The sequence below is a fragment of the Myroides sp. LJL116 genome, from assembly GCF_054871685.1.
This window is the reverse complement of the sequence record NZ_JBTXLR010000011.1, coordinates 94311-105273: the sequence shown is the minus strand read 5'-3', so window position 1 is coordinate 105273 and position 10963 is coordinate 94311. Positions and strand designations below refer to the sequence as shown.

Annotated in this window: 9 protein-coding genes; 2 read left to right on the top strand and 7 right to left on the bottom strand. The window is 33.0% G+C overall.

Annotated elements, in window-relative coordinates:
• Nucleotides 1-164: IS3 family transposase (locus ACYSNM_RS09820; RefSeq protein WP_461756392.1), on the top strand; the 164-nt coding region annotated here is incomplete at its 5' end.
• A gap of 75 nt (nucleotides 165-239) precedes the next feature.
• Here ACYSNM_RS09820 and ACYSNM_RS09815 read toward each other — a convergent pair.
• The 7 genes from ACYSNM_RS09815 to ACYSNM_RS09785 form a co-directional block, all read right to left on the bottom strand.
• A complete protein-coding gene (locus tag ACYSNM_RS09815; protein WP_461756733.1) occupies nucleotides 240-1766 on the bottom strand; it encodes an AbgT family transporter in 1527 nt (508 codons plus the stop codon).
• 358 nt (nucleotides 1767-2124) lie between these two features.
• Entirely contained in the window at nucleotides 2125-2457 is a 333-nt protein-coding gene (locus tag ACYSNM_RS09810; protein WP_461756732.1) for a hypothetical protein, read from the bottom strand.
• A gap of 5 nt (nucleotides 2458-2462) precedes the next feature.
• A complete protein-coding gene (locus ACYSNM_RS09805) occupies nucleotides 2463-3716 on the bottom strand; it encodes a DUF6051 family protein (RefSeq protein WP_461756731.1) in 1254 nt (417 codons plus the stop codon).
• 146 nt (nucleotides 3717-3862) lie between these two features.
• Nucleotides 3863-4333, bottom strand: a complete 471-nt coding sequence (locus ACYSNM_RS09800; RefSeq protein WP_461756730.1) for a hypothetical protein — start codon at nucleotides 4331-4333, stop codon at nucleotides 3863-3865.
• A gap of 261 nt (nucleotides 4334-4594) precedes the next feature.
• On the bottom strand, nucleotides 4595-5989 hold the full coding sequence (locus ACYSNM_RS09795; protein WP_461756729.1) for an aminopeptidase P family protein: 1395 nt from the start codon (nucleotides 5987-5989) through the stop codon (nucleotides 4595-4597).
• A gap of 214 nt (nucleotides 5990-6203) precedes the next feature.
• Nucleotides 6204-7256 (bottom strand): SWIM zinc finger family protein, encoded by a 1053-nt coding sequence (locus tag ACYSNM_RS09790; protein ID WP_461756728.1) that lies wholly within the window; start codon nucleotides 7254-7256, stop codon nucleotides 6204-6206.
• Between the two features lie 204 nt (nucleotides 7257-7460).
• The gene (locus ACYSNM_RS09785; RefSeq protein ID WP_461756727.1) at nucleotides 7461-8870 is read right to left on the bottom strand and encodes a hypothetical protein; all 1410 of its coding nucleotides are present in this window, start codon (nucleotides 8868-8870) and stop codon (nucleotides 7461-7463) included.
• A gap of 951 nt (nucleotides 8871-9821) precedes the next feature.
• On the opposite strand from ACYSNM_RS09785, the gene gcvT reads away from it, so the two are divergent.
• Nucleotides 9822-10904, top strand: coding sequence for a glycine cleavage system aminomethyltransferase GcvT (gene gcvT, locus ACYSNM_RS09780; protein ID WP_461756726.1), 1083 nt, complete (start codon nucleotides 9822-9824; stop codon nucleotides 10902-10904).
• Nucleotides 10905-10963: the final 59 nt, after the last annotated feature.

Here is a 10963-nt window from a genome sequence, read left to right as displayed (position 1 = left end):
TGAAATCAGAACTATTTTATCTAAAGAAATACAACTCCATACTGGAGTTGACACAGGAAATAAAACAGTATATAAAATATTATAATAACGAGCGAATACGTATTAATTTAAATGGAATGAGCCCGGTGGAATACCGAGCTCATTATATTAAAAAGATTGCATAACTTCGTCCAACTTTTTGGGGTCAGTCCACTATAGTAAAGGGCTTTTAATTGGCATGCTATTAAGATTACACTACATTAATTTGCAGTATAATATAATGGACCATCTGGGCCTAATGGCAGTCCTAATAATATCCAAATAACTAATAGAATAGACCATCCAATTAAAAATACCATCGAATACGGTAACATCGTGGATACAATAGTTCCAATACCTGCACTTTTATTATAACGTTGCATAAAGGCAACAATCAAAGCAAAATAACTCATCATTGGAGAAATAATATTAGTAACACTATCCCCTATTCTATAGGCTACTTGTACAAGTTCTGGGGAATAACCAAGTAACATAAACATTGGAATAAATACCGGAGCCATAATAGCCCACTTGGCAGAAGCACTTCCCATTACTAAGTTAATAAGGGCAGATACTAAAACGAACATTAACATTAAAGGAATAGGACCTAATCCTGATTTTTGAAGCGTTCCAGCTCCCTCTATAGCAAAGATAAGGCCAAGGTTAGTCCAGTTAAAATAAGCTACGAACTGTGCCGCAAAAAACACCAGTACAATATAGGAGCCTAGAGTCTCCATACTCTTAGACATTCCCTTCATCACATCTGCATCACTCTTTATACTTTTGGCTCCAATACCATAGGCAATACCTCCAATGGCAGCACCAATAAATAATAAAGAAACGATACTAGACATAAAAGGAGATTTTAAAATACCTCCATCACTCCCTCTTAAATACCCATCCTCTGGGATTAATCCCCCTAGAATAAATCCAGTGAAAACTAAGGCTGCTATACCTGCGTATAACAACCCTCTTTTTTCTAAGCTAGTTAAGGGTTCAATAGGCATTGCTTTTTCATCTCCTGTATATTTCCCTAATCTTGGCACTACTATTTTCTCGGTTACCCAAGTTCCCAAACCAGAAATAACAAAAGTAGAAACAAATAAAAAGTAATAGTTAGCTGCAGGATTCACTATATAAGTAGGGTTGATAATTCTGGCTGCTTCTTCCGATAAACCAGCCAATAATGGATCAATAGTTCCTAAGAGTAAATTGGCACTATATCCACCTGAAACTCCTGCAAAGGCAGCTGCTAAACCAGCAATAGGATTTCTTCCAGCAGCTAAAAATATAATGGCAGCTAAAGGTACAAGAAGTACATATCCTACCTCACTTGCTGTATTAGACAAAATACCTGCAAATACAATCACAAAAGTAAGTAGTTTTGGAGGAGCTGCTAATACAATGCGCTTTAATAAAGTACCAATTAAACCGGACCCTTCAGCAATACCAATTCCCAATAAAGAAACAAGCACAGTACCCAAAGGAGCAAAGTTGGTAAAATTAGTAACCATCTGGGTTAAAATCTTATGAAGTCCCTCGGTACTAACTAAGTTAAAGGCTTTAATTTCTTGTTGTGTCCCAGGGTGTATCACCGAGAGGTCAAAGAAACTTGCTATCCATGAAAGCAATATTACCAATAAAGCAAAACCAGCAAATAAGGTTGCTGGATGGGGTAGCATATTCCCCATTCTCTCTACTCCAGATAAGAATCTATCTACTAAACTTTTTTTAGACGTATTATCCATTTAATTAATTTTATGTAAAATCGAAAGATAACAAAATTACATAAACAACAATAACCTTAATAAATCACCTATTAAAGTCACTTTATTAAAATTATTACATGAACAATTAACAAAAAATCAAATACAGATATGTGCTTTATTGGATAAAACCTACATATAAAATAAAACAGAAATAACACCCATAAGCCCTATTTCTGTCTCTTTATGCCGAGTATTCTATTTTTAACTCCTATTCAAAGGATTTTTATATAGCCCTCTCGCCTGTTTATTCTAGCCTAAATACAAAAAGATACCCCTTGCAATAAAGTCAATAATAAGGTTCAACCTACAAGGCGACCTTGCTTATTCAAAGCTTATTTTAAAACACAAAAACCTTGTAGTTTTGTTGTAAAACTTGCTTTACAACTTGCATCTTTTGCTCTAAAGCAAAACAATTATTAACCGGACTTTTTTCTAAATACTGTAGTAAAGCCATAAGGGATAAGAAATTATTTTGATCCATACCTTGTAATAAAAGAACCTGTTTAGAAAAATCCTCCATATCCTCTGAAAATAGATCCAAGTTTAAATCCTTTAAAAATACTTGGCCGATAAAGGCAGGTGTCTGATCATGGGTAATTTTTTTACTTAAAGCCTGCAATAGTAATTCCATCTTTTTGATAGCCTCTAATAGTACATCCTTTCTTTCCATAAGCCTTATTTTTCTCTAAAGAAGTCTTTATTATAAAAATCTGCGATTTTTTGCATGGTGTTATTAAAATGCTCATCCACTTGTGTTGCCTCTTTTTGAGACAAAGAAAAAGGTAGCATATGAGAATATTTAAAAGGATAATCTAGTATATCTACTTTAATACCAATATCTCTAAAAGGTCCTTGAAGCATATTTAAAGCCTCCACCGGCGGGGCTACCTCATCTTTTAAAAGATTAATACTATAGATTTGATCTTCCATTTGTCTTAGCCTATCTTCCCTTTGCTCTTGAAAATGATTATACCTTAACATGGCTTTAAACCAACTTTCCACAGGGTGAGACACCTCACACTGGTAATGGGCAAGCCTTTCATTAGAAGCAAAATTGGTGGTCAATAACTCGGCAAATACTTTTTGCATTGCTATAGTGGCCTTGGCATCCATAATATACTTGGATACAGGAAACATTCTATCTATGGTCATTCCTCCGCAAAAACAAACTAACTTAGAGTTAGTTAAGATTCCTTTTGGATTGGCTAGTTTTAAAATAATTGCCAAAAAGGATCCAATGGAATAACCAAATAAATCAATACTAGCTGTTTTATCCAGGCCATGAAATTTCCCTTGTCTCAAGGCTTCTATCCACTGCAAAAAATCATAAAAAGTTTGCAAACCAGACCAGAAAAGGCGGCTTGGATCTTCTTGCATTCGCGTAGAAATAGCTGCATTAACATAACTAGTATCTGCATTTTTGGTTACATCTGTTGCTCTTTGATTGGCTACTTCGAACATTAATTTTCGATCTGACCAGTGTAAAGGTGCTCTTTCCATATGAAAACTAATAGGGAAAAACACTACTGCTTTACCTGTTTTTTTAACCAGTTCATATCCCCAAGGTAGATACTTATCCCATCTCTTTTCGTTTAAACCGTGAAAAAGCACAATAACCTCTGTGCTTGGCAAAGGGGATAAATCCCTCATTACACAAATTGGGAAGTCTAGATTTTCTTTGACACTAAAATCTGGCGCATTTAAAGAGTGTTCGGTAGAAAAATCTTTATCCTTTTGCTTAACTGTACTAGTAAAATTCTTTTGATGGGAGGTACAAAATAACTCTGGCCCACCTAGAAGTATGCCACTAGCCGATAAGGAGGTAAAATCATACCGCTGAATTTGAACCCCTAAAGAACTACTTACACTTGGGTTAGAAGTAGAATTATACAATTCTTTTAGATACTGATATAACTCAAAATAATGCATAACAAATAGAATTAAAAATAAAAAAAGATGATAAACGCTTTATTATAAAAAGCCTTATCACCTTTTTTATTGTGTAAATTATGTATTTATACCCCAAAAAAACCAATAATTATAGTTTTTAAAAGGAATGCCTACCATAGTCTAACTTAGTTTTGAGCTGCTAACTTATAGTTTCCTAACAAAGAAGCACCCTCTAGACAATATTCACGTAAAACACCGCGATCTCCTTCTAGTTCTGTATCAATTGTCAACATATCTTTTTCAAAAAAGAAATTAACTGGAACTCCTTGTAAGGTAGCCTGGTATTGTGTATCACTAACTTTCTTAGCAGTTGTTTGTAAAGAACAGCTTGTTTGGGTATTTTCAGGTGGTGAACTAACCACAATCTGTGCTGTTTGATTATTCTCTCCTTCTAAAACTACAGCTACTTGAACGTAGTTTTGTGGAGTGTTTTGTCCATGCCCATCATGTACAAGTACATAAATAGAAGTATTAGCCATTGTAGCGGCAGCCTCTTGCTGCTCCTGGGCCGGTGTTTCCTTTTTATCTGCACAGCTTACAAAAGCAAATGTTAAACACATTGCTAGGGCTGCCATACCTGAAATTTTCTTAATCATAGTAAAATGGTTTTTGATTACATAAATATAACTATATTTTATAATATTTAGAAATTATTTTAAAATTAAAAAACACAAAAAGCCAATAACCTGCCTACTTAGCAAAAAACATTAACAATAAATCGCTATTAGATAATACTATATCTTATTTACTCTTGAGATAAATCACTTTCTATCCAAAACAAAAAATCCCCTTTTAAAACCAGGGCTTTAAAAGAGGATTTTTATCTATGTTTAAATAAGTTGTTCTACCAGTAATTCTTAACGGTGATCTGCTCTATATTGTTCGATATCCTTTACCGTTTTAATTAACTCAGGACCCAGTAGACGATAAGAAGAACTTTCTATTAAGAAGTTATCCTCTATTCGAATTCCTCCAAAAGAAACAAAATCGTTTAAGCGATCGTAATTAATAAACTCACTGTATTTATTCTCCTTACTCCATCTAGAGATTAACTCCGGAATAAAGTAAATACCAGGCTCAATAGTTACAACATGTCCTTTTTCAAGTTCTTTTCCTAAGCGAAGAGATTTCAATCCAAACTGCTGGGTTTCCTTTTTCAAAGTATCTGTGTATCCTACATACTGTTCTCCTAAGTCTTCCATATCGTGTACATCTAGTCCCATCATATGACCTAGACCACATTGGAAAAACATAGTGTGTGCGTGAATATCTACTGCATCTTGAGCATTACCTTTCATAATACCCATATCTATTAATCCCTCACATAATACCTTACTTGCATGTAAGTGAATATCTTTAAAACTAGTTCCTGGTTTTAACATGGCTTTAGCCTGATTAAAGGACTCTAAAACGATATTGTATACCTGAGCTTGAACTGGTGAGAAAGTATCCGATACAGGAATAGTACGTGTTAAATCTGAAGCATATCCACTAGCAACTTCTGCTCCAGAGTCATTTAATAATAATTCTCCTGGTTTTAAAGTATTTTGCTGGTAGTGGTTATGTAAAATCTCTCCATGAATAGTTACAATACTTGGGTAAGCTAGCTCACAATTTCTAGAAGCAGCTAAATGAGTTATTGCACTAGCAATCTCATATTCTTTAACTCCTGGTCTAGTCATTCTCATAGCCAAAAGATGCATATCCACAGAAACAGCCAAAGCTTTTTCTATTTGTTGGATTTCTTGAGGCTCTTTATATTGTCTTTGTTGTACAACTGCTTTAATAAAACTTACTGAAGCTTTTAAATCTTTTATTGGAGTGTGTAATAAATCACTTAATAAAATTTGATTATAGCTTTGGTAGGCTGGTAAATAGTGTACTGCTCTATTGGTAGCTATAGCTTTAGCAAGGTAATCTTTTAATTGATTGAAAGGTAAAGTAGTATTTACCCCTGAAAGCAAACTCTTTTGTTCTAAAGTTTGTTGACGTCCCATCCAAACAATTAAATCCATGGACATTTCATCTCCAAAGACAATAGTTTTATCTTGGTCTAAGTCAATGATAGCCGCTAAATTCGGAGCTGATATACCAAAGTAGTACAAAAAGGTACTATCTTGTCTAAAACGGTAAGTGTTATCTCTGAAGTTAATAGGGTTTTCTATGTTCCCTAGAAAAAGTAAAATACCACCTTGTGGGAAATTCTTTTTTAATACTTGTCTTCTATTTATATAGGTTTGTGTATCAAACATAATTATGGTGTGTTAGTTAGGCACAAGGTAATAACTTCTTTTTTATTAAAGAAGCATTCTTTTAGATTTTATATCCCCTTGTCTATTAACTTATACCAAGGTAACAAGAAACTAAATCCACCCTATTTCTTACTTTTAAATTCTTCTGCAAAGCCTGTAAAAATAAGGCAGGGTAAACAACTTAGTAATACACCAATACTAAAAATATAAAAGCTTAGAAAAAATATTGTTTTGCAAAGAACTCTTTTACCTTTGGGTAAAACTCGTGGCGCTTACTTACTTCTAATAAAAAGGTAGAGAACTCTCCTTTGAAGTAATACTTTTTGCCTAAGTGCTTACTTAATTCACTTTCTAAAGCTGTAGCAAAAACTTTCTTTTGCTCAGTGGTGGCTTGAATATATAACTGTTGTATTAATATAAAACAGTGCTGCTTTAAAAGACGATAATCTTCTACAAAAATGCTGCTTAGATAAAAAGCTATTTGCTGGCTGTAAACTTTAGGATCTTTAATTTGATGTACACTTAAGGCATACTTCTCAATATAATTATCGCAAAATATACCCAACCTTTTACTGTGGTGTACAATACTTTTATCAAAGTCATCTAAAGTATCTAAGAAGGCGCAAAATAATTCATAAGCCACAGGGGAATCAATATGAATGAACATAAAGGTGTTGATCGGTTCAATGGCAATTTGCAAAAGATCGATGATCTTTTTAATTTTCATGGCCTCAAGGGTTTTTCGCTTACCTCTTACACTTAAAATAACCCCTTGGGTAATTTCTATTACCTTTTCAGGGTCATAGGTTATGTCCTTTTTGGCAAAACTCAAAACAAACTGTTTTTCTAAAGCCTTATTTTTCTTAAACACCTCTAAAACCCATTCTTGAAGGGTATTCTTATCCATACTTTGGAGTAAATCCTGGGTTACAGAGGTTTTTTTCTTAGGGGTCTTCTTAAGGGGTTTAGAAGTAGATTTGGCAGTTTTTTCTTGTACTTCTTCACTAGGTTGCTGCTGCACATTAACAGAGCTTAAGTGTTTTAAAACTGCTAAAACATGTATACAATGTTGCTTTTCACTAGGGCAATCACAACTCGAGGTTTGTAATTTTTCACCTTGTAAAACAACTTGCACATCCCAAGAGTCCTCTTTATCATCTACAAAGCAGATATAATGTCCCTTTGAGGTTTGTTCTAACTCCCTTAAAGATAATTCTGCACATGCTTTAAGTTCTCTTTTTAATGCTCTTTTTAAAATACTATTCATTACCTAGTTCCCTATTTAAGGTATACACCCTATTTATTTAAAAAGCAAAGCTACGAGCAAATAAGCCAAATAAAAAATATCCTTTTTTTTATTCCATACCCACCATAAACAAACAGAATTTCCTATGTTATTTAATCCATAAAATCCTCACATACCTTAAGGCATATAGCCTAAAAATCTATTACTGTGTCTTGTCTTATTATTTTAATTATTAGGTACTGCTTTGAGGATATCTTCTAAGGTGGTCCTACTTAATTCTATTTCTTTGATTAAAGCTTCTTGTAAAAAGCCTAAGTCATCTAAAGAAGTGTCTCCTATCTCTTCTACCTTGGAAATAGGAATGGTTTTTTCATTAAGAATTTTTAGCGTGTGTTCCGCCTCAGAGTACAAGTTTGTGATTACTCCTTTACATAATTTTGCTTTGAGATAAAAAGACTTTAAATACAACTTAGACAACTCCTCTATTTCATAAGGGTGTTCTCTTTCAAAATAATTATCATAATACTGTACTACTTGATCAAAATCTTCTAATGCTATTAAACACTCTAGTTTTAGTTGATGCATTGGAAAATAATCTCCCATGTCCAAAGAGAGATCAACATAATATAAAGCCCTTTTATACCACTTTAATTCTAAACATGTTTTTGCGATATCCTCTCCACACATCATCCAATCAAGCATTTTGTACATATGCTTGCTTAGGAAAGTGTCTTTATAAAAATATAAACTATAATTATCCCAAGCACATTTGTAAAACTTATACATTAATTTGTAATATGTTCGTTTATAATGTTTGTTTTTTAACTCAGGGCTCTTGCGTTTTGCTCTTATGATATATGCTAAATTGACTATTTCCGAAGGGAGATTCTCTCCAAAGGAAAAAGGTACAATAGGACTTTTCAACTCCCACCAACACAGTATATAATAATAAGCAGCATAAGCCGAAAATCCTTGTTGTAGAGATAACCTTAAGTATTTTGCTGCTAGATCATATTCGTTTTTTCTAAAGTGGCTCAATCCAACATAGTAATATCCAAAAGCATAAGTGGGATAATCCTTTATACAACGTTTAGCAGTTGTGATATACTTATTTTTCGAAATAGACAAAACATGGAAAAAATTCTTTTCTAACTGTAAGATAAGTTGCTCTAAGGCAATTTGATTAGATTGTATTTTGCCTTTTAAAGAAAATCCACTTCTTAATATCAATAAAGCATTATACCAAAATCTAGCACCCATAGCATTTACAGTAAAGGTATCCGCCTCATCAAAATACTGTTTAAGGCAAACTAAGAGAGCATCTAATTTTTTCCCATTAAAGAAAATTTTCGCAAATTCTAGGAAAAAATCTTCATTACTATACACCAGCTCGTGTACATACTTTTCAAGGGACTTTGCCACCTCACTAGGTCTAGCATCAGTATACCCATGTAAGAGGATTACTTTTTGAACAATTAGATCAGAAACTATCTTGTTTCGCATCGCCCTGTTGTTTCTATGTAAAACAAAGGCGGCTTCTAACTCTTTCTCAATAGAATCTAAGCTCACCGCTACATCTGGGTGCCCTTTATACAATTCTTGGAGTGAATCTATAAATTCCTGCATATCTTCCATAATTTTAATTTTAAATCAATTCCACCTAAAACCTCATTCTTTTTGCCTGAAAACAAATTCAAAGATCTCCAAATGCTAATAGCTTACCCTTAAATGCTTGCTTAGATTTCACAGGATTTTCAACTAATAAAAGACACCTATAATAGAATGAATCCCCATCCTACTTGAAGATAACCAAGATCTACTACTCTACATTTTGAATAAATAGATCCTTTATTAACCTACAAGTCTTTGTTTATATATACCTACTTACTAAGGTATCTTTAACTAAAAACAAAGCACTATACACTGCACAGAATAAGATTAAAAATGAAGGCGCAGCAGCAACTCCATGAAGTATTCTTGCCAATTTTCACTAGAAGCAACTTTGCTTTAAAATGGAATCTTTCTAATTAACATTCCAAAACAAATAACTTAACTCACTGTTTATAAAGTTACTACATTAAATAATACCATTTACATACAAATAACAAATAGTAAACAAAAAGCCCTATACCTTGCGTATTTATTCAAATAAATTTTATTTATTTTTCACATATATCACTTTTTAATGTCCATTACTACGTATTTGACAAAATAAAAACGGCGTTTTTAGCGAGATAATTCTACCTTTAAAGAAAACTCTTAGTTAATAAGGATATAATATTTAAGTAAATATTTTCTTAATAACCTAATAATTAGTACATTTACCCTTACCTAACTAAACCATATAACACCAAAAATTATGACACTTATTCTAACCCGAGTATTTAATTATATCGTAGAGTGGATCCTTACTTTTTTCTAAGTAGATTGACTTATTGACTACAAAGTCTATTAAAGACTTCCTTATACATACAGAGCATTTGTATTAATTATATCTATAATTAATACAAATGCTTTTTTATTTTTTGAATCCATAAAAAAAAACTTACTTTAGCACATAATTTGTAATTAATAGATAACAACACAATGAAACAAGTAACTTTAAACGACATTCACGTAGGTTTAGGAGCAAAAATGGTTCCATTTGCAGGTTTTAATATGCCTGTACAATATGAAGGGGTAAATGCAGAACACGAAACCGTTAGAAACGGTGTTGGAGTATTTGATGTTTCCCATATGGGTATTTTCAAAATTTCTGGTCCTCACGCTTTGGAGTTAATCCAAAAAGTTACTTCCAATGATGCATCTGTTTTAGTAGATGGAAAAGCACAATACTGCTACTTTCCAAATGAGAAAGGTGGAGTAATTGATGACATCATTACTTATAGAGTAAACGACCAAGAGTACTTAATGGTAGTTAATGCTTCAAATATCGATAAAGACTGGGAGTGGATTAACAAGCACAACCAAGTTGGAGCAGTAGTAGAAAACCTTTCAGATGACTATTCTATCTTAGCTATCCAAGGTCCTAAAGCAATTGAGGCTATGCAAAGTTTAACTAGCATCAACTTAAGCGATATTGCTTTTTACAATTTTGTAATTGGGGAGTTTGCAGGAGTTCAAGATGTAGTTATTTCTGCAACTGGATACACAGGTTCAGGAGGTTTTGAAATCTATGTGAAAAACCAAGATATTTTAAACATCTGGAATAAAGTATTTGAAGCTGGAGAATCTTTTGGAATCAAACCAATTGGATTAGCAGCTCGTGATACTTTACGTCTTGAAATGGGATACTGTTTATACGGTAACGAACTAGATGAAGAGAGATCTCCATTACAAGCTGGTTTAGGATGGGTAACAAAATTCACTAAAGACTTTATTGCTAGTGATATTTTAAAAGCTGAAAAAGAAGCAGGAATCCAAAATAAATTAATTGGATTTGAATTAGTAGGAAAAGGAATTCCAAGAACAGGTTACGCAATTGTAGATGCAGATGGAAACGAAGTAGGTATAGTTACCTCTGGTACTATGTCTCCTTCTACAGGAAAAGCAATCGGAATGGGATATGTTCCAACAGCTTTAGCTGCAGTGGACACACCTATTTTTATCCGTATTCGTAAAAATGACGTAGAAGCTAAAGTGGTTAAAACACCTTTCTACAAAAAATAAAACCATCAAATAATAGGAGCTTAAAAATAAGCTCCTATTTTTTTTATGATTTCTATAAA

Coding starts and splice junctions, on each gene's coding strand:
- gcvT (WP_461756726.1), top strand. CDS start 9,822: ATGAAACAAGTAACTTTAAACGACATTCACGTAGGTTTAGGAGCAAAA.
- ACYSNM_RS09805 (WP_461756731.1), bottom strand. CDS start 3,716: ATGCATTATTTTGAGTTATATCAGTATCTAAAAGAATTGTATAATTCT.
- ACYSNM_RS09815 (WP_461756733.1), bottom strand. CDS start 1,766: ATGGATAATACGTCTAAAAAAAGTTTAGTAGATAGATTCTTATCTGGA.
- ACYSNM_RS09800 (WP_461756730.1), bottom strand. CDS start 4,333: ATGATTAAGAAAATTTCAGGTATGGCAGCCCTAGCAATGTGTTTAACA.
- ACYSNM_RS09790 (WP_461756728.1), bottom strand. CDS start 7,256: ATGAATAGTATTTTAAAAAGAGCATTAAAAAGAGAACTTAAAGCATGT.
- ACYSNM_RS09795 (WP_461756729.1), bottom strand. CDS start 5,989: ATGTTTGATACACAAACCTATATAAATAGAAGACAAGTATTAAAAAAG.
- ACYSNM_RS09785 (WP_461756727.1), bottom strand. CDS start 8,870: ATGGAAGATATGCAGGAATTTATAGATTCACTCCAAGAATTGTATAAA.
- ACYSNM_RS09810 (WP_461756732.1), bottom strand. CDS start 2,457: ATGGAAAGAAAGGATGTACTATTAGAGGCTATCAAAAAGATGGAATTA.